Origin of the sequence: Streptomyces fructofermentans (genome assembly GCF_014651055.1) — a bacterium.
GTDB lineage: Bacteria > Actinomycetota > Actinomycetes > Streptomycetales > Streptomycetaceae > Streptomyces > Streptomyces fructofermentans.
The window spans coordinates 158,996-177,447 of the sequence record NZ_BMWD01000019.1 but is presented as its reverse complement, the minus strand read 5'-3'; the positions used below and the strand labels follow the sequence as shown (position 1 = coordinate 177,447).

The following is an 18,452-nucleotide window of genomic DNA, read 5'->3' as shown; positions in this document are numbered from 1 at the left end:
TGTCCGTTCTCAGATCCTCAGGATCCAGTGTCTCGTGTGTTCAACATCCGGGGCCAAGGCCCGCCTTCGTTGGCGGACGGTCATCGGGTGGCCTTCGAGGCCGACCGGATCGATGACGCGTTCAGCAGTGGCTGGAGTGTGCTCGTGCGCGGGCAGGCCCGCATTGTCACGGACCCCGAACAGATCCGTCGGCTCGACGCGGAGGCGTTCAGCGCGCCGTGGGCGGGCGGCCGGCGTGACCTGTGGGTGCGGGTCGAGCCGCGCACGGTCACCGGTCGGCGGATAGCGGTATGACCAGCCCCCGACACCGCTGTCCATCCGTCCCCTCCGCCTGACGAGGAAGTATGCCGATGCACGCCAACGACGGGTTCCGCGAACTCGACCGGAGCGAGTGCCTGCGTCTATTGGCGCAAGCGCCCGTCGGCCGCGTCGTCTACACACGCCAGGCCCTGCCGGCCGTGCTCCTGGTGAACTTCGCCCTGGACGGCGGGGCGGTGGTGGTACGAACCTCGGCCGCCTCCGAATTCGTCCGCGCGGTCGACGGCGCCGTGGTCTCCTTCGAGGCCGACGAGGTCGACGCGGTGGCGCGTTCCGGGTGGAGCGTCATCGTCACAGGACGGGCGGCGCTGGTCACGGAGCAGTCCGTCCACGCACACCTGTTGCGGAGCGGACCACGTCCGTGGGTGTCCTGGCCCACGGACGTGTTCATCCGTATCGAGCCCGAGCTGGTCACGGGTCGGGAACTCGCGGGCGGGGTCACGGTCCAGGCGCTCGGCCTCAGTCCTTGAGCCACTGCGGGCACTGAACAGCCGTACGCCCGGGCGTCGTCGCGGCACCGGGCGTGCCGCCGGCTGCGGATGCGGCATCAGGGGATGTCGGGCCCGAGCTTGAGGTGCTCGCCCGGTGCCGCCGGACGGGGCCGTCACGCAGCTAGGCCCGTCGTCGTGGAGGTGGGCGCCGCGGCTGCGATCGCGACGAGCAGGATCGGACCGACCGCACAGGCGGCGCATTCGCCGTGCGGCGAGGCCGTCTGCGGGAGCGGGGCGGCCCTGCCCGGGCCGCCGCGCAGCGGCGATTGTGCCGGTCACCGGGCCGACCTTGTTCGCCCGGCCAAGGCGGCCCGTCGGGAAACCACGCTGCGCGTCGTGTATGCCGTGCCCGGCCCGAGACGAAGCGGGACCCGTCCTTGCCGCCGCCGGGTCGCGGGTGCGCGAATGCGCGAATGCGCCCCACCCTGTCCGGGCACACGGAGGTCGCGGAAGAGGACGCCGTCGAGGCGTTGAGGTAGGAACGCGGACGCGGCCCTCTCCTACGTCGGCAACAGAGCGCTTGACGGGTTCGCCGGCCCGGCGTCCGGCGCGGTGAGCCTGCGGTCGGCCGCACACACGCGGGGTCCGCTTGCCAGCGCTTCTCTCGCCACCTCCATGGGCGCGGATGATGAGGCTTTCGCCCTCCAGGACGCCGGTAGACCGGACGTACGGGCAGGCAGAGCATGCCGCCGGAGCAAGATCAGTTCCACGGACTGCTGCTCGGCAGGCACGGTGACCTCGACGGCGTGTCTTTGGTGGTGGTCGTTCCGTCCGTAGGGGGTGACTGGCTCTCAGCGCTTGTCACTCCTCTCGGTCGCGGCCAGCGCCGCACGCCCCGCCTCCAGCCGCGCCACCGGCATCCGGAAGGGCGAGCAGGAGACGTAGTCGAGTCCGGCGGCGTGGAAGAAGTGGACGGACTCCGGGTCGCCGCCGTGTTCGCCGCAGACACCGATCTTCAGGCCGGGCCGGGCAGCGCGGCCTTCGTCCACGGCGATGCGGACCAGGCGGCCCACCCCGTCCCGATCAAGGGTCTCGAACGGGGAATCGAGGAAGATGCCCTTGTCGAGGTAGGCGGAGAAGAACGCCGCCTCCACGTCGTCGCGCGAGAAGCCCCAGGTGGTCTGGGTCAAGTCGTTGGTGCCGAAGGAGAAGAAGTCGGCCTCATCCGCGATCTCGCCGGCGGTGAGGGCGGCACGGGGCAGCTCGATCATCGTGCCGACAGGGCAGCACACGGACACCCCGGACTCCTCCGACACCTCGGCGAGCACCCGCTCGACCTCGGCGCGCTCGATCCGCAGCTCCTCCACCGCGCCGACCAGTGGCACCATGATCTCGGCCCGTGGGGTGCCCCCGGCCCGCGTGCGGGCCACGACGGCCTCCGCGATCGCCCGCACCTGCATGGCGACCAGACCCGGCACCACCAGGGCCAGGCGTACGCCGCGCAGGCCCAGCATCGGGTTCTGCTCGTGCAGGCGGTTCACCGCACCGAGCAACTCGACGTCCTGCGGCGCGGGTTCGGCGGTGGAGGCGAGGCGGACGGCGAGTTCGGTGCGGTCGGGCAGGAACTCGTGCAGGGGCGGGTCGAGGAGGCGGATGGTGACGGGCAGGCCGTCCATCGCCTCCAGGATGCCGGTGAAATCCGCCCGTTGAAGCGGGAGCAGTGCTGCGAGTGCCCGCTCCCGCACATGGTCGTCGCCGGCCAGAATCACTTCCTCGACCAGCCTGCGACGCTCACCGAGGAACATGTGCTCGGTACGGCACAGTCCGATGCCCTGCGCTCCGAAGCGGCGGGCTCGGCGGGCGTCCTCGGAGGTGTCGGCATTGGCCCGCACCTCCAACCGGCGTACGGAATCAGCGTGCTCGAGTGCACGGGCCACCGCATCGACCACACCCACCGAACGTTCGCCACCGTCCTCCAGGAACCGCATGACGGCCGAGTCGGCCAGCGGCACGGCCCCCGGGTACACGGCCCCGTCGGAACCGTCCACGGAGATGACAGTGCCCTCCTCGACGACGGCGCCGCCCCGCGTGGTGAGACGCCGGGCCGCGGTGTCCACCGTGAGTTCCTCCGCACCGCACACGCAGACCTTGCCCATGCCCCGGGCCACCACGGCCGCATGGCTGGTCCTGCCGCCCCGGCTGGTCAGCACGGCCTGCGCGGCGATCATGCCGGGCAGGTCGTCGGGGGTGGTCTCCTGGCGGACCAGGACCACCTTGTCGCTGGCCGCAGCCCGCCGTACCGCTTCCGCGGGGTCGAACACCGCCGCGCCGACCGCCGCACCCGGCGAGGCGGGCAGGCCGTGTGCGAGCGCCGCACCGGCCGCGGAGGTGTCGAAGGCCGGGAACATCAGCCGAGCCAGGCCGCCGCCGTCAACCCGGGCCAGGGCCTCGTCCGGGGTGATGATCCCCTCGTCGGTGAGCTGGGCGGCGATGGCGAACGCGGCCTCCGCGGTGCGCTTGCCGACCCGGGTCTGCAGCATCCAGAGCCTGCCGCGCTCGATGGTGAATTCGATGTCGCACAGGTCCTGGTAGTGCGTCTCCAACGTCCGCATGTGGTGCAGCAGTTGGGCGTACGAGGCCGGGTCGAGCCGTTCCAGGTCGGCCAGCGGCACGGTGTTGCGGATGCCCGCGACGACGTCCTCGCCCTGCGCGTCGGGCAGGTAGTCGCCGTAGAGGCCGGGGCGGCCGGTGGCCGGGTCGCGGGTGAAGGCGACGCCGCTCCCGCCGCCTCTGGATGTCGCCGTGGGGCCGAGATTGCCGTACACCATGCGCTGCACGGTCACGGCGGTGCCGAGGTCGTCGGGGATGTGCTCGCGGCGCCGGTAGAGGCGGGCGCGTTCGCCGTTCCAGGAGCGGAAGACCGCCAGGATCGCGCGACGCAGCTGCTCGGTCGGGGACTGCGGGAACTCCTCGCCGGTCTCGTCGCGGATCAGCTGCTTGTACGTCTCCACGAGCCGGGCCAGGTCGTGCGCCTCCAGGTGGAGGTCGTCAACGGCCCCGCAGGCTTCCTTGAGGAGCGCCATGGCCCCCTCGAACAGGGACGGCTCGACGCCCATGACCGTCGCGCCGAACATCTGCAGCAGCCGGCGGTAGGAGTCCCAGGCGAATCGTTCGCTGCCCGAGGACTTGGCCAGCCCCGGCACGGAGTCGTCGTTGAGGCCGATGTCCAGGACCGTCTCCATCATCCCGGGCATCGAGAAGCGGGCCCCGGAGCGGACGGACAGCAGCAGCGGGTCGTCCCTCTGCCCCAGCCTGCGGCCGGCGCCCGCCTCGACGGCGGACAGGTGCCGGGAGACCTCCACGGCCATGCCGGGCGGCTCGACGCCGGTTGCCAGGAAGGCTCGACAGGCGTCCGTGGTCACCGTGAAGCCCGGCGGTACCGGCAGGCCCAGCCGGGTCATCTCGGCCAGGTTCGCGCCCTTGCCGCCCAGCAGGTCCGCCATCTCGCGGCGGCCCTCGCGAAAGTCGTACACATATCGGGCCATGACACCGCACTCCTCGGCTCGGGGCCCGGACCGGCACCTCGGACCGGCCCGGCCCGCTCGGTGTTCTCAGCTTCGGACGCCCGCGCCGCCGCCCGGCAGGTGCTGTCCGTCCCTCCTGTGGGGGCCGAACGGCCCCACAGCGGAAACCGCAGCGCCCGTGAACGGGTTCTGATCTCGGTCCGCCGCGGTTCCCGCGCCGGTAGCGTGACCTGTGACCGGAGCGGTCAGTGCCGCGCGCCCCAGGGACCGGAGGAGACGCAGGTGGGAAGCCCCGAAGAGCCTCGGCGGGCCGAGCAGGCCCGGGTACGGCTGCCGCAGCTGAGGCTGGACGAGTTGCTGGAGGAGCTTCAGGCCCGCCTGGACGCCGCCCGCGGTACCCGGGACCGGGTGCACAGCCTGCTGGAGGCGGTCCTGTCCGTCGGCCGGGAACTGGACCTGGAGCAGGCCCTGCGGAGCATCGTGGAGGCGGCGGCGGTGCTGGTCGACGCCCAGTACGCCGCTCTCGGCGTGATCGGACCGGACGGGAGGCGGTTGTCCGCCTTCCACACCGTCGGCATCGCCGAGGAGCAGATCGCCCGGATCGGCCCCTACCCGGAGGGCCACGGCATCCTCGGCGAGCTGATCGACCACCCCGAGCCGCTGCGACTCGCGAAGATCTCCGAGCACCCGGCGTCGTACGGTTTCCCGCCCAACCACCCGCCGATGCATACCTTCCTCGGCGTCCCGATCCGGGTGCACGAGCAGGTCTTCGGGAACCTGTACCTGACTGAGAAGCGGGGCGGGGCACAGTTCGACGAGGAGGACCTCTCCGTGACGTCGACCCTCGCAGTGGCGGCCGGTGTCGCCATCGACAACGCCCGCCTCTACGAGGAGTCCCGGCTGCGTGAGCGCTGGTTGCGGGCGAACGCCGAGATCACCCACACCCTGCTGTCCGGCGGGGAGCAGGGCGTGGTCCTCGCGTTGATCGCCGACCGGGCCCGCGAGATCACGGGAGCCGTCCTGGCCGTCGTCGCGATTCCGATGGACGACACCGACGCGCTCGCGGTGGAACTCGCCGTGGGTCTGGACGCGGACACGTACCGAGGGGTGGTGGTGCCCAGGGAGGGCAGCCTGATCGGCGAGGCCCTGTCCTCCGCCACTCCTGTGACCAGCGCCGATGTGTCCAACGACGAACGGGTCTCCTCCGCCCGCACCCCTGTCGAGGGTCTGGGGCCGGCCGTCGCCGTCCCGATCGGCTCGGCCCCCGGCGCAATCCGGGGTGTCGTGCTGCTGGTCCGGAAGGCCGGCGCCACGGCGTTCTCCAGCAGTGAGATCGAACCGGTCAAGGTGTTCGCCGCGCAGGCGGCGATCGCGATGGAGTTGGCCCAGCACCGTGCGGATGCCGAGGAGGTCGCCGTGCTCAAGGACCGCGACCGCATCGCCCGCGACCTGCACGACCTCGCCATCCAGCGGCTCTTCGCCACCGGTATGACCCTGCAGAGCGCGGGCCGCTTCATCGAGCACCCCGAAGCCTCGGAGCGGGTGGTGCGGGCCGTGGACGACCTCGACGAAACCATCAAGATCATCAGGTCGACGATCTTCGGCCTGCGCTCACACGAGGGCACCGAGGGGACCGGACTTCGGGCCCGGGTCGTACGTGTCGCCGGTGAGGCGACCCCCGTGCTGGGATTCGCGCCCAGCCTGCGGATGGAGGGCTTGATCGACACCGACGTGCCGCGCGAGACCGCCCACCACGTCGTCGCCGTGCTGTCAGAGGCTCTGACCAACATCGCCCGCCACGCCCGGGCCGGCCGCGCCGATGTCGCCCTCACGGTTGCTTCCGGCCGGGTTCGGCTCACGGTCAGCGACAACGGCGTCGGCATCCCGGCAGACGGCCGTCGCAGCGGGCTGCGCAACATGGCGGAGCGTGCGGAGCAGCTCGGTGGCGAACTGGAACTGAGCAGCCCGGAGGGCGGCGGCACGGTGTTGGTCTGGTGGGTGCCCGTCGCTTCGGCCTAGCACGGAAGCCGGCGCGGCAGGGAGTATGGCCCGCTCGGCCCAAGCGCCGGTCCCCAGTGATGTCCGACGCTTGGAGGTGAAGCCAGCGCATCCCAGCACCGGGGGAGTCCCAGCACCACGGGAGGATCCCATGCCCGGCACCCCTTACGTCGTAGAGGACGTGATGACCCGTACCGTCGTCGCCCTGCGCGACGCGGCGGAGTTCAAGGACATCGCCAGGACCATGCGGCAGCGCTGGATCAGCGCGCTGCCCGTGCTGGACGCCGACGGCAGGGTCGTAGGCGTCGTTTCCGAGGCCGACCTGCTGCCGAAGGAGGAGTTCCGCGACCGGGACCCGGCGGAACCACGCACCCGGCACGCGACCGGACGGGCCAAAGCCCGCGCGGTGACGGCCGGCGAGCTGATGACCAGCCCCGCGGTCACCGTCAGCGCGGACGCCACCCTCTCCCAGGCGGCACGGCTGATGGCCCGGCACCGGGCCAAGCGGCTGCCCGTCGTCGACGGCGCCGGCGTGCTGAAGGGCATCGTGAGCCGCTCCGATCTGCTCGAAGTGTTCTTGCGCGAAGACCAGGACATCGCCGAGGACGTACGACGCGGGATCACCACACACCTGCCGGCGGTTCCCGTGCGCCCCATCGGCGTGGAGGTCCACGACGGAGTCGTGACCCTCACCGGCCACGTCCGCGACACCACCCTCGTCCCGGTCCTCGTCCGTCTGGTGCGGGCCACAGAGGGCGTGGTGGACGTCCACTGCGAGTTGCAGGGCCCGTTGCGCCGCCCGGATCTCGACCCCGACCTGCCGGCGCCGTGAACCGCCGCCCCTCCGGGTCCTGAGAGGGGTCCGCCCCACGCGCTGCCATGGGCGGAGCAGGACGATGGAAGCACCGAGGAGGGAGAAGGGACATGAGCGGGAAGACGGAACGCTTCCGGACCTGCTCAGGTGGGTCGAGCCGGGGTTCCCCCGGACACGGGCACTTCCCGGACTGCACGGCACCCGGGTCGCTGAGTGCCACCCGGTCGGCCCGGACGCGCTGCGCGCAGGGCTCGCGGGCGTCGGCCCCGCCGGGGATGGCGAGGTCACCGTGTCGAGGGCGTGCTCACATTTCGGTGCAGCACGGCTCAGGCGGAGCACGCGGGACCGCACCAGGTGTCGCGCGACGGAGTCGGTGCGACCCAGCCGCGCGCACGTCCGCGCATCGGCATGAGAGATTCTCCGCCGTCCCGCGCCCACCCACCGTGAGGGAGTAGTCATGACCGTCCGGCCCTCCGACCAGCCGAGCGGGTCCCGTGACGCCGCCCGCGCTGCGGCAGCGCCACCCGAGAGCGCGAGGAACCGTGCGACGGGCCACGACAGAGCCGCGGACACACGGCGACGGCGCATCACCACACACGCGGCGGAGCGCTTGGCGCCCGCGCTGCGGGACGTCGACGCGGTCGTCTTCGACACCGACGGGGTCATCACCGACTCCGCCCATGCGCACGCCGCCGCCTGGAAGAGCGCCTTCGACGCCCACCTGGCCGCGCACCCGCCCGCCGACCCCGCTCAGCGGCGCCCCTTCGACGTCCGCGACGACTACCTGCGGTACGTGGACGGCAGGTCGCGGCTCGACGGCGCCGCCGCCTTCCTCGCCTCACGAGGCCTCGCCCCTGCGCCGGGAACCGTGCGTGCCGTCGCGGAGCACAAGGAGCGGCTGTTCACCGAGGGGCTGCGCACGCACGGTGTCGACGTCTACCCGGGCACGGTACGGCTGGTACGGGCGCTGCGTCGGGCCGCGACACCGCTTGCCGCGGCTTCCGCCTCCCGCCACGCCCGCGAATTGCTCACCCGGACCGGTGTGCTGGACCTCTTCGACGCGCTGGTCGACGGGGGCGAGGCGGCCCGTCTGGGGCTTGCCGGCAAGCCGCACCCCGACCTGTTCCTGGAGGCCGCGCGCCGCCTCGGTGTCGCGGCCGGGCGCTGCGGGGTCGTGGAGGACGCCCTGGCCGGCGTCGAGGCGGGCCGGCGCGGCGGGTTCGCCCTCGTCATCGGCGTGGACCGCGCGGGCGGGCCGGACACTGCTGCGGCCCTGCTGCGGCGCGGAGCCGACATCGTCGTACACGATCTCGCGGAGCTCCTCGACACGCACGAAGGGGTGCGGCGGTGACGTCCTGGACTTGGGAGTACGACGACTACGAACCCTCCGGAGAGCGCCTTCGGGAGTCGCTGTGCACCTTGGGCAACGGCTACCTGGCCACGCGCGGCGCGCTCCCGGAGTGCGCCGCGGACGCAGTGCACTATCCGGGCACCTACGCGGCAGGCTGCTATGACCGGCTGACCTCGGATGTCGCGGGACGCCGGGTCGAGAACGAGGACATGGTCAACCTGCCGAACTGGCTGCCGCTGCGCTTCCGGCCGGTCGGACGGGAGGAGTGGCTGACACCGGACACCGCGGAGGTCCTCGATCACCGGCACGTGCTGCACCTGTCCTGCGGCCTGCTGGAGCGCCGGACGAGGTACGAGCTCGGGAACGGGAGGGTACTTGCGGTGCGGCAACAGCGGCTGGTGCACATGGCCGACCCCCATCTGGCTGCCCTGCGCACCGAGTTCACCGCCGAGGGCTTCACCGGCGAACTCGACGTCGAGGCCGCGCTGGATGGCGGTGTCACCAACTCCGGAGTGCCGCGCTACCGGGACCTGGAAGGCCGCCATCTGACCCGTGTGCACGTGGGTAGCACCGCCCAGGACACGATGTGGCTGCGCTGCCGTACCCGCACCTCGGACATTCGGATCGCGATGGCGGCCCGGCTGACCGGCGGGAGGCCGGTGACGGAAGCGCACCGAGGCGGGTGCGCCGTGCAGCGCACCCGCCTGTACCTGCTTCCCGGCCGTACCGTGACCATCGACAAGACCGTCGCCGTGCACACCTCCCGTGATCCCGCCATCAGCGACCCGTTGCGCGCCGCGGTGGGCCGGGTACGCGCGGCGCCCGGCTTCGACGATCTCTTGGAGTCACACCTCACCGCATGGAAACAGCTCTGGCGGTGCGCCCAGCTGGACGTTCCGGGGGAGGCGGGGCGCATCCTGCGGCTGCACCTCTTCCACGTACTCCAGACGCTCTCCCCGCACACCGCCGACCTGGACGTCGGGGTGCCGGCGAGGGGACTGCACGGCGAGGCCTATCGCGGGCACGTCTTCTGGGACGAGCTGTTCGTGCTGCCGTATCTCGACCTGCACTTCCCGGAGGTCTCGCGCGCCCTGCTGACCTACCGCCACCGCCGTCTGGACCGCGCCCGCGCCGCGGCCCGCGCGATTGGCCGACGCGGCGCGCTGTACCCGTGGCAGAGTGGCAGCGACGGCCGCGAGGAGACGCAGGAACTGCACCTCAACCCGCGCTCGGGGCGCTGGCTGCCGGACCACTCCCGGCTCCAGCACCATGTCGGCTCGGCGATCGCGTACAACGTCTGGCGGTACTGCGAGGCCAGCGGCGACACCGAGTTCCTGCACACCAAGGGGGCCGAGACGCTGCTGGAGATCGCGCGCTTCTGGGCCGACTCCGCGACCTGGGACGACAACCTAGGCCGCCGCCGCATCCGCGGGGTGGTCGGCCCCGACGAGTACCACGACGCCTACCCGGACGCCAAGCAGCCCGGTCTGGACGACAACGCGTACACCAATGTCACCGCCGCCTGGGTCCTCACCCGCACCCTGGGCCTGCTGCGCACCCTGCCCGAGCCGCGCAGACGCGAACTGATGGAACGCACCGGTCTGGACAGCGGCGAACTCGATCAGTGGGAGGACGTCTCCCGCACCCTGCACGTTCCCTTCCACGACGGTGTCATCAGCCAGTTCGAGGGCTACGGCGATCTCGCCGAGCTCGACTGGGACGGCTATCGGAAGCGGTACGGCGACATCCGCCGCCTCGACCGGATCCTGGAGGCCGAGGGTGACACCGTCAACCGCTACCGGGCCTCCAAGCAGGCCGACGTGCTGATGCTTGGATTCCTCTTCTCACCGGCCGAACTCCACTCCCTCCTGGGCCGGTTGGGCCAGCGCCTCGACGACGGCCAGTGGCAGAGGACCGTCGAGTACTACCTGCGCCGCACCAGCCACGGCTCCACCCTCAGCGGCCTGGTCCACGGCTGGGTGCTGGCACGGGCCAGGCGTGCGGAGGCATGGACCTACTGCCAGGAGGCACTGCTCGGTGACGTCGCCGACCTCCAGGGCGGCACCACTGGAGAGGGGATCCACCTGGGTGCCATGGCCGGGACCCTGGACCTCGTGCAGCGCGGACTGACCGGCCTGGAGATCCGTGCGGGCGCACTGTGGCTCGACCCGGTGCCGTTGCCCGAGCTGTCGTCGTACTCCTTCTCCCTGCGCTTCCAGGGGCACTGGGGTGTGCGGCTGCGGCTCGAACACGGTTGCCTGGAGATCGAGGTGCCGCCCTCCGACTGTTCACCGATCAACATCCGGCTGCCGGACCGAACGGTCTCCGTGGCTCCCGGCGAGGCGTGCCGGGTGCCGCTGACTCTCAAGCGGACTCGATGACCTCGCCGCACGCGTCCGCGAGATCGACGGCGGGCTACGGCGGGCTCCATGGCGGTGTCCGGGTCTCGTCGATGTGGACCTTGAGATCTCGCGGGTGTTGCCGTGTTCGGTCGCGACTGCACCCAGGGACGCGGTGAGTCGGCCGCACGGGCCGCAGCAGGCCGTACGGCGATCGACGAGCACTGGCTTGTCGCTGCCGGACGGCGATGGCGCGGCCGCTGCGGGCGCGTCGGCAAGGGCCCCGAGATGCCGTCGGCGCGCAGGGCTGCCGAGCAGCGCTTGTGGCTTCGGTGATGACCTGGCGACAGGTGTGGTCGACGACGACACCGGGGGCGAACACGTCGGGGTCGTTCGTACGGGTGGAGGGCGAGGCGCCCTCGAGCCGGCCGGATCCGCCACGCTCCGGCGGCGTCACACGGGAGCCGATCGGGTCGGCAGTATCCGGTCGGGTACGTCGGCGGCCCGGGCCTCGCGCGTCGCGTACACCCGCAGACTCCCACCGGCCAGGACCACCTGGGGGTCGGTCCAGCTCTCATCGGGCCCTGGAACCAGCGTCCGGGTCGAGCCGCTCACCGCGTCATGGATCAGTACCGAGTTGATTCTCGAGACCAGTGTCCCCGGGCCGTACTCCTGCCGGGGATGGTCGTCCGGACCCTCCGCCTGCACCACGAGGAATCTGCCGTCGAGCCAGTACCCGTACGTGTCCAGGTCCGGCCCGCCGGCCGAGACCGGGACACCGTCCACCCACAGCCGCAGGGCGGACGCCGGGCCGTCGCGCCAGAACACCGCGCGATGCCGGTCGTCGCCACCGCTGAAACGCACCTGGACCTCGAAGGCGGCCCGGGAGCCGTGGAATCCGCCGCAGGCTCCGGGGACCGGCCCTTCACGCTCGCCGCGTGCAACCCCTTCGGCCGCCGACGGCACTACAGGGTCCAGACGGCAGACCGAGGGTTCGCGGCACGCACGATCGATGCGCCGCGTGCAGCCGAACCCCGCCGCCGCGCAGTCGCGTGCGGACGCGACGGACAGCAGGGCCACCAGGCGCTCCCCGAAGGCACCCCGGCCGAACCGGCCCAATTCGCCTGGTGCTTGCTGCCACCAGTTGAGCAGTTCGCTTCCCGGCGGCGACTGCCGCAGCCACTCGCCCCACGCTTCATCCTGCATCGCTGCCCCCTCTTCGCGGGCTCCCCGTCTCCCGGTCCGCCACCAATGCGACACCGGCGCCACCCGCACCTCATGCGCGACGCCGGGGCGTGCGCGGCTCCAGGGAGGACCAGCCTCGCCATCGAACACCGAAGTGATGCTCGGCCACCACTCCAATTGATCTGTGCCGGCACCGAGTTTCGACAGCACCGGGGTGCATGACCGGGCAGCCTCGGAGCTCGGGCCCAGTGATCGGGGGCGCTCGCGCAGGGCGGATCCGGTGCCTGCGATCATGGGTCCGTTCTGTTCGTTCGCCCGCGAGGTGATTTCTTGAGGAAGGTGGCCCTGCGCCGTCACGCGCGGCTGCCCGAGGGGTACGACAGCAACAGGGTCCTGGCGACCACGGTCGACGCCTGGGGCAGGGGCATCTGGCTGATCTGTCCCCATGCGGAACTCGTACCCAGTTCACTCGGCGGGCCTTGGCTGCGGCCCCGCGACCGGCACCCTTTCGACGCGCAGCTCGTCGTCGACGACCGCGGCACCGTGGTGGAACACACCCTGCACGGTGTCGGGCTGTGGCCCAGCCGTGTGGATGCCCTGCCCAACGGGCGGTTCATCGTGCAGGGAGCCGCGCCTGTACCGGCGCGCGATGCGGTGTCCATGGCGCAGATCTTCGGCAGGGACGGCCGGCGCCGGCAGTCCTTCGAGACGGGCAGAGCCGTCCACTTCCTGATGGCCGACCGGCGCAACCACGTGTGGAGCGCCTACGCCGACGAGGGCGTCCATGCCGACCCGCTCAGTTGCGCCGGTCTGGTGCGCTGGGACAGCGGGGGCCGCCGCGAGTGGGGGTACGCGGCCCCCGAGGGCGTCGAGTACATCGACACGGTGTACGCGTTGAACGTCGACGACGGTGTGGCCTGGGCTTCGTACTACCCGTCGTTCCCGGTTCTGGAGGCCCGTACGAACGGGCAGATGCGTGTCCGCACCTCCCCGGTGACCGCCGCGCGGGGGTTGGCCGTTCACGGCCGGGCCATCGTCATGCTGGGCGGGAACCGGCAGCACGACAGGCTTCACCTCTGCCGCATGACGGACCATGAGGTCGTCGTGGTCGAGGAGGCCCAACTCACCCGGCCCGGCGGCGCACCGCTCAAGCCCTGCATGGTTCCCGTCGGCCGGGGACGGCACCTGTACGTGCGCGATGCCTCGGCCAAGCAGTGGTTCGCACTCTCCATCCAGCCCCGGGGCGACGGCACTTGGGCATAGTGGTGCGGCTGCCGTCGCCCGACCGGCGACGGTGGCCGCGTTGCGCTGCGGTCGAGCGCCCGGCGACGGGCGCCGAGCGCTTTACTCAATGTCGGGCCGCGAGGCCGAGAGCAGGAGCGGGACCAGCGCGCTGGACGCATTCCGCGAGGACGCCCCAACTGGCGCTGTCCGGGGGCGAGTCCGGTGTGGGTTCAGACATCGGTGGCTGCCGCGGCGAGCAGCCGGGCGAGTTCGACCGGCCTGGTGGTCATCGGCCAGTGACCCGAGTCGATGTCGACGAAGTCCACCTGCCTGGTGCGGGCGACCTCCGGCACGTCACCGGCGTCGATCCAGCCCCTGGCCTGGGCGGCGGTGAACTCGGGGCACACGAGCAGCATCGGCACGTCGAACCGCCGTTCGTCCTCCAGCCTCACGGTGCCCTTGGCCACCCCCTCGGGCACGGGGATCGCAGCCGAGGCGATGCGGCTGCGCGCCTCCGCGTCCAGGTCGACCGAGTCCGGTCCTTCGAACGGGCCCCAGCCGGGGAAGGGCATCACGCCGTCCTTGGTCTCGAAGAAGTCGGCGTAGGGCTGTCCGTCGGCGGACGGGAAGCCTCCGATGAGGGCGACCTTGGCGATGCGCTCGGGCCGGGCGTCGGCTGCCAGCCAGGCCAGGGTGCAGGCGGCGGAGTGTCCGACCACCATCGGCTTCCCCGGCGCCGCGTCCACGGCGGCGAGCACCGCCGCCACCTGGTCGTCCAGCGTCGCGGAGACAGCCCCGTCACCCTGGCCGGGGAGGGTGAGCGCCACGGGACGGTGGTCGAGTTCCTCGAGCGCGGTCACGACGTCGTCCCAGGCGGATGCGTCGAGCCACAGGCCGGCGATGAGCAGGATGTCCATGGATCAGTTCTCTTTCCCGTGAAGCCCGTCAGGTCGGTCAGTGCCCTCACGCTACGGCCGGTTCCGGACAATCCACTTCCGGGATACCTCGTGACCACCTAATCTGCTCGGGTGCCGACCGATCTCAGCCCCACCGCGCGAGCCCTGCGCACTCTTGAGATCCTCCAGTTCCGCACCGCGGGAGTGACGGCCGACGAGCTCGCCTCGTCCCTCGGTGTCACGGAGCGGGCTGCGCGCCGGTACATCGGAATCCTCCGCGAGGCGGGCATCCCCGTGCATTCGACCCGGGGGCCCCACGGCGGGTACCGATTGGGGCGCGGCGCCAGGCTGCCGCCGGTCGTCTTCACGGAACCCGAGGCGCTGGGCCTGGTCATGGCGGTCCTCGACGCTCAGCCGACGGCCGCCGACCCCGATGCCGACGACCTTGTCGCCGCCGCCCTGGGCAAGGTCATCCGTGCCTTGCCCGAGCGGGTCGGCCGGCAGGCGGCCGCCCTGCGCGAGCACGCGTCGGCGGTGCCCGACCAGAACCCGGCGCGTCCGGACCCCGCCCTGACGAGCATGCTCGTCGCGGCCGGCGCGGAGCGACGCCGCGTGCTGATCACGTACCGCAGTGGGTCAGGCAACGAGTGGGAGGCGGAGGTCGACCCCTGGGCGGTCGTCGTCCGACACGGCCGCTGGTACCTCCTGTGCCACTCCCATCGAGCGGACGCGGTCCGCACCTACCGGATCGACCGGGTCCGCGCGGTCCGGCAGACCGCCCACGGCTTCGAGATGCCCGAAGGCCTCGACCCGGTGGCGGCGCTGGAGGAGAACCTGGGCAAGGGCTGGGAGTTCGCCACTCGGGTGGCCTTCGAAGCCCCGATGGCCGACGTCGCGCAGTGGATCCGGCCGCCCATGGGACGGCTCGAACCCTCGGGAGACGGGTGCGTGCTCGTCGGCAGCACGAGGAATCCGACGATGTACGCGCAGGAGTGGCTGGCGCAACTGCCGTTCGCCTTCCGCGTGGAGGGCGGGCAGGAACTGCGCGCGGCGGTGGAGGCGCTCGCCAGGCGTTTCACCGCCGCCGTGACGGACCCGCCCTGAGGGTGCATGGCCAACGCACCTGTGCCGCAAGCCACTTGCTGTTCCCTCGCAGGGCAAGGCCTGAGACACGCCCTAGATCAAAGTCGTACGGATCGAAGCAGACCTTGCGGTCGGGCCCACACATCTCGGCGTTCTGCGGAATCCTCGAATCCGACTGGCTGTAGGCGAGGAACGTCACGGTCCGGCCCGAGGCGAACCGCAGGGTGGCCTGGTGCACCGGACTGGCACCTTTCGGTCGATCGCCGGAAAACGCGAAGGGCCCTTGGGCGTTCTCCACAAGGCTGACCAACAGCCAGTCCTGCTTCGCGTACGTCGACCCCGCGCTGCGCGGCGCGGGATCTCCCACCTGTACATAGCCACGCGCCGGGCGCTTCGGTGCGAGTCCGTGGCACTGGTGGCCCTTCACGTTGGATCTGATCGTCGTCAGACAGTACGTGTCGGCATCCGGCATCCACACCAGGTCGCCTGTTCCGGGGGGTCCGAGGCGTTGCAGCACAGCGACTTCCGAGAGTGCGGGCTCTGTCCGGGTGTCCAAGCTCGATTCCTCGATGAACTCGGTGAAGGATTCCACCAGGCTTCCGTCCTGCTTGCCGATCGCCGCCCCGCCGAGCGGTTTCGCCGGACCCGGCTCCGGTGGAACCGGAGCCTTCGTCGACGGCGAAGGGGAGGACGAGGGAGCCGGGGAGGTCCGGGAAGCCTGCGGCGGTCCACTGTCCGTGCATCCGGTGACCAGCACCAGCACAGCACCCATCCCGACCAGCAGCGCGCGCTTCATTCCTGCCCCCAATTGATCCCCGCCCGGAAGTGAGGGATCTTACCTGTACGAAACCGAAGGGGCTCCGTGGCCAACGTCGCCCCGTGCCGTGCGTGAGCGTCGGCAGGCTCGCTCTGCTGCCGCTCCCGCTCGGTGGCGCCGGATACGTCACTCCGAGGGGCCGCTGGGCCTCAACCGGCGCCGGCCGGTGCGTGGTTCGGGGCCGAGGAGGGCCGGATCCGAGTCCGGATGGCGTGGGAGCCGGCGTCTTCCGGAGGCCGCGGCAGGGCGCGTGCGGATGTCCCTACCGCGCGCGAACCCTCTGGCCGAATCGCGTGAACAGTCGCAAGCGGACGTCAATCACGCGCCGTTCGGGCACCTTTCGGGCCAGGTCGCGTTTGCCCGAGGGCGGGGTGAGCGGGTATGGCGGGGCTGTGCCGGAGTGAAGGGGCGGTCGCATCGGAAGTGGTGAGGCAGGCGGGGTGCCGCGGACTCGCGGGAGGTGCATACTGTTTGGCCTGCATGTAGCGCGGCTGGCCTGTACTGGCAAGGGGCGTCACTCGAACGTGTGGTGTGCCGTATCGGGCGGGTTACGTTCCGCAAACGGCTGGCGTAGTGTCACATGCCAGATGCACGTAGCCGAATGAAACGGCTGTGGCGCGGACTTGGGGAGAGGACGGCATCCGGTGATGACGGGGACCGACTGGGGCGAGCGCGGGCTGTGCCGGATGGCTGATCCGGACGAACTTTTCGTGGAGGGTGCGGCGCAGCACCGTGCCAAGGCGTTGTGCCAGGGCTGTCCCGTGCGCACGGAGTGCCTTGCGTACGCTCTGGACAGCCGTATCGAGCACGGGGTGTGGGGCGGGATGACCGAGCGCGAGCGCCGGGCCCTGCTCCGCCGCAGGCCGACCGTGACCTCCTGGCTGCATCTGCTCGAAACCGCACGCACGGCCTACCAGAGCGCGCCCGGGACGGCCGTACGGTCCGTGGAGCACGCGGGTGCCTCCCTGCCCCTGGTCGGATAGAGCGGTAGAGAGGGTCGAAGTCGCGGATGCCGACGGCTGTTGCGACAGGGCGGCCGTACGGCCGGCTCGGATTCGCACGGACGCCGCGGCGGCCCCGACACGCGTCAGCTCGCGCGACCTTGACCACGGCGTCGTAGGCCCGCTCGCCGAGCTTGGCGGCCGAGTCCGTCCGTGGTGCGGGTGAAGCGCCGTACTGCGTCGTACGGGCCTGCAGCGGCGCGGAGTTGATGCGCCACCGTCCCGATCGTCAGGGCGTCGCCCGAACCGTGCGCGCAGCGGTCGGTGGGCGGGGCGACTCCGCCGGTCGGCCGACGGCTGCGGTTGCCGATCCGGTCGGCCCAAGGCTCGACGGGCACCGAGACCCCATACCGGGCGACGGACTTCCAACCACCGCGCCCCGTCCGGCGCCGAACTACGGCGCGCGGTCGACGTCTTGTTCCGCCGGAGCGGCCGGAGCGGCCGGAGCGGCCGGAGCGGGATCGGGGCCGGGAGTCGAGCGTTCGTAGCGGCCGGCCAACTCCCTCAGATGCACGAGCAGTTCCGGCGGGCCCGTGACATCGAAGTCGTATCCGAGCATGCCGAGGTACACGCCGAGTGTCTCGACCGAGTCGGCGCCGGTGTCCAGGAGGCACCTGGTGCCGTCGACGGCCTCGACGACACCGACCGCCGGGTTGATGCGTTCGGCGACCGCCTCGGCGGGGGCGTGCACCGTGACCCTGGCCCGGTGGCGCCAGCCCGCGGCCGAGACCCGCCGCGCCACATGGGCCGCCACGTCGCCCCCGCCCGGAAGCTCCCGCGGAGTGAACCGCGGACCCGTCGGCGTCCGGGGCTCGATCCGGTCGACCCGGAAGGTCCGCCAGTCCTCGCGGTCCACGTCCCACGCCACGAGGTACCAGCGACGGCCCCACGAGACCACCCGATGCGGCTCGGTGACCCGGCGCGTCGCCGAGCCCCCGTGATCGCGGTAGTCGAAGCGCAGCCGCTCGCGGTCCCGGCAGGCCGCGGTCAGCGCCATCAGCACATCGGTGTCCACCGTCGGCCTCGGCCGGTCCGCGGGCACGGGCACGGTGTAGGTCTGCAGCGTCCGCACCCGGCGCCGCAGCCGGGACGGCAGCACCTGCTCCAGCCTGGCCAGCGCCCGGAGCGCGATGTCCTCCGTGCCGGACAGCGCGCTCTGGGCCACCGTCCGCAGCGCGACGGCCACGGCGACGGCCTCCTCGTCGTCCAGGAGCAGTGGCGGCATGGCCGTACCGGCCGCCAGCCGGTAGCCGCCCGCCGGGCCCCGGGTGGCGTCCACGGGATAGCCCAGTTCGCGCAGCCGGTCGATGTCGTTGCGCACGGTCCGGCCGCTCACGCCCAGGCGTTCGGCCAGCTCGGCGCCCGGCCACTCACGGGCCGTCTGGAGCAGCGAGAGCAGGCGCAGCAGTCGTGCGGAGGTTTCCAGCATGAGGTCGAGACTGCCAGGAATTCAGGAACGGAACGTGCCTAA

Annotated in this window: 14 protein-coding genes; 9 read left to right on the top strand and 5 right to left on the bottom strand. The window is 71.7% G+C overall.

The genetic code is table 11. The features are described 5' to 3' along the window. Positions 1-294 (top strand): pyridoxamine 5'-phosphate oxidase family protein (locus IE265_RS24960; protein ID WP_190037907.1); only part of this gene is annotated, 294 nt, incomplete at its 5' end. 56 nt (positions 295-350) lie between these two features. Further along, the gene (locus tag IE265_RS24955; protein WP_190037906.1) at positions 351-788 is read left to right on the top strand and encodes a pyridoxamine 5'-phosphate oxidase family protein; all 438 of its coding nucleotides are present in this window, start codon (positions 351-353) and stop codon (positions 786-788) included. An 812-nt stretch (positions 789-1,600) separates the two neighbouring features. On the opposite strand, the gene ppdK is transcribed toward IE265_RS24955, so the two are convergent. Continuing rightward, positions 1,601-4,294: a pyruvate, phosphate dikinase gene (ppdK, locus tag IE265_RS24950; protein WP_190037905.1), complete on the bottom strand. Its 2,694-nt coding sequence runs from the start codon at positions 4,292-4,294 to the stop codon at positions 1,601-1,603. A 261-nt stretch (positions 4,295-4,555) separates the two neighbouring features. Here ppdK and IE265_RS24945 point away from each other — a divergent pair, with 261 nt between their 5' ends. The 4 genes from IE265_RS24945 (at position 4,556) to IE265_RS24930 (ending at position 10,817) form a co-directional block, all read left to right on the top strand. Next, positions 4,556-6,292, top strand: a complete 1,737-nt coding sequence (locus IE265_RS24945) for a GAF domain-containing sensor histidine kinase (protein ID WP_190037904.1) — start codon at positions 4,556-4,558, stop codon at positions 6,290-6,292. Between the two features lie 130 nt (positions 6,293-6,422). Continuing rightward, positions 6,423-7,103 (top strand): CBS domain-containing protein, encoded by a 681-nt coding sequence (locus IE265_RS24940; protein WP_190037903.1) that lies wholly within the window; start codon positions 6,423-6,425, stop codon positions 7,101-7,103. A 439-nt stretch (positions 7,104-7,542) separates the two neighbouring features. Then, entirely contained in the window at positions 7,543-8,436 is an 894-nt protein-coding gene (locus tag IE265_RS24935; RefSeq protein ID WP_190037902.1) for an HAD family hydrolase, read from the top strand. After that, the gene (locus IE265_RS24930; RefSeq protein WP_190037901.1) at positions 8,433-10,817 is read left to right on the top strand and encodes a glycoside hydrolase family 65 protein; all 2,385 of its coding nucleotides are present in this window, start codon (positions 8,433-8,435) and stop codon (positions 10,815-10,817) included. Before IE265_RS24935 ends, IE265_RS24930 begins: the two co-directional genes overlap by 4 nt. Before the next feature lie 411 nt (positions 10,818-11,228). Here IE265_RS24930 and IE265_RS24925 read toward each other — a convergent pair whose 3' ends face one another. Next, on the bottom strand, positions 11,229-11,981 hold the full coding sequence (locus IE265_RS24925; protein WP_190037900.1) for a hypothetical protein: 753 nt from the start codon (positions 11,979-11,981) through the stop codon (positions 11,229-11,231). A gap of 318 nt (positions 11,982-12,299) precedes the next feature. Here IE265_RS24925 and IE265_RS24920 point away from each other — a divergent pair, with 318 nt between their 5' ends. Next, positions 12,300-13,223 (top strand): hypothetical protein, encoded by a 924-nt coding sequence (locus tag IE265_RS24920; protein WP_229916487.1) that lies wholly within the window; start codon positions 12,300-12,302, stop codon positions 13,221-13,223. A gap of 191 nt (positions 13,224-13,414) precedes the next feature. Here the strand turns inward: IE265_RS24920 and IE265_RS24915 are convergent, their stop codons facing one another. Further along, complete coding sequence (locus IE265_RS24915; RefSeq protein WP_190037899.1) at positions 13,415-14,101, bottom strand: alpha/beta fold hydrolase; 687 nt, start codon at positions 14,099-14,101, stop codon at positions 13,415-13,417. A gap of 111 nt (positions 14,102-14,212) precedes the next feature. On the opposite strand from IE265_RS24915, the gene IE265_RS24910 reads away from it, so the two are divergent. Then, positions 14,213-15,184 (top strand): helix-turn-helix transcriptional regulator, encoded by a 972-nt coding sequence (locus tag IE265_RS24910; protein WP_190037898.1) that lies wholly within the window; start codon positions 14,213-14,215, stop codon positions 15,182-15,184. On the opposite strand, the gene IE265_RS24905 is transcribed toward IE265_RS24910, so the two are convergent. Next, on the bottom strand, positions 15,156-15,959 hold the full coding sequence (locus IE265_RS24905; protein WP_190037897.1) for a hypothetical protein: 804 nt from the start codon (positions 15,957-15,959) through the stop codon (positions 15,156-15,158). The two genes, IE265_RS24910 and IE265_RS24905, sit on opposite strands and share 29 nt — an antisense overlap. A gap of 668 nt (positions 15,960-16,627) precedes the next feature. On the opposite strand from IE265_RS24905, the gene IE265_RS24900 reads away from it, so the two are divergent. Further along, positions 16,628-16,963 (top strand): WhiB family transcriptional regulator, encoded by a 336-nt coding sequence (locus IE265_RS24900; protein WP_190037896.1) that lies wholly within the window; start codon positions 16,628-16,630, stop codon positions 16,961-16,963. Positions 16,964-17,375: 412 nt separating this feature from the next. Here IE265_RS24900 and IE265_RS24895 read toward each other — a convergent pair whose 3' ends face one another. Further along, positions 17,376-18,410 (bottom strand): helix-turn-helix transcriptional regulator, encoded by a 1,035-nt coding sequence (locus IE265_RS24895; protein WP_190037895.1) that lies wholly within the window; start codon positions 18,408-18,410, stop codon positions 17,376-17,378. Positions 18,411-18,452 lie beyond the last annotated feature (42 nt).